The sequence below is a fragment of the Kitasatospora sp. MBT63 genome (genome assembly GCF_000710465.2).
Taxonomy (GTDB): domain Bacteria; phylum Actinomycetota; class Actinomycetes; order Streptomycetales; family Streptomycetaceae; genus Kitasatospora.
The window spans coordinates 1-765 of the sequence record NZ_JAIZ01000312.1; the positions used below are offsets into that span (position 1 = coordinate 1).

A 765-nucleotide genomic window follows, 5' to 3' on the forward strand; every position below is an offset into this window, starting at 1 on the left:
CACCACAACGAGGGTGTCCGTCACAGCGGTGCAAGCTCAGTCCGCCCATGGGTGAGCACCGCGCGGGTGCGGGTCAGGTCCCGCAACTCGCGGACCGGTTTCGGTAGCGCGAACGCGCCCCGCAGCATGCCGCGTTCGGCGAGCTTGGCCAGCCACACCGAGTCGAGCCTGTCCGTCTTCGGGCAGTCTGGGACGTTCTTCACGTCCCGGGCGTTGACCGGGCAGGAGTCCAGTCCACGGGCCTCCAGGGAAGAACTACGGCTTTCAGTACGTCGAGGTCGCCTCCTTGATCACCTGGGTCACGCCCTGACAGACCAGGTGATCGGCCAGGGCCAAAATCGCCCCGAGGTCACCGCGCAGAGCGAGACCCGCTGCACCCGCCGACCCGAGCCGTCGTCGTGTGGGACCCGCACGCACACCATCCCCGACGCCTTGGGGATGTCGATCGCCGAAACCCGCTCCACGAGCTCGGCAGACAGCTCCACTCCCACATCGACGCTTGCGGTGTCCGACACCGGCGTCCCTCCCTCACCTCTCGAACCGGCACCGCGAAGCGGTTCCCACCCACAGGGGCCGAGGGGAAAGCAGAATCTGACCGGCGTGCTCGAAGGCAACAGCGCATGGCCCCTCAACAGTCCCCGCACCAGACTGACCTACGGGCTCAACATCCCAAGAGGACAACGGAGTCGGCGGACGGACACCCCGTACATGCCTTTCACGCACGCAGGCCGAGCTCGGGGCCGATTATCCGTTCGTTCGGGGGAT

General features: G+C 67.1%; 2 protein-coding genes. Both read right to left on the minus strand.

From position 1 onward, the window contains the following. Window positions 1-20: 20 nt before the first annotated feature. Window positions 21-248, minus strand: a complete 228-nt coding sequence (locus AA75_RS45765) for an IS110 family transposase (protein ID WP_255369518.1) — start codon at window positions 246-248, stop codon at window positions 21-23. Between the two features lie 51 nt (window positions 249-299). After that, window positions 300-515 carry a hypothetical protein gene (locus AA75_RS19190; protein WP_051812780.1) on the minus strand — a complete coding sequence of 72 codons (216 nt, stop codon included), beginning with the start codon at window positions 513-515 and terminating at the stop codon, window positions 300-302. Between the last annotated feature and the right edge of the window lie 250 nt (window positions 516-765).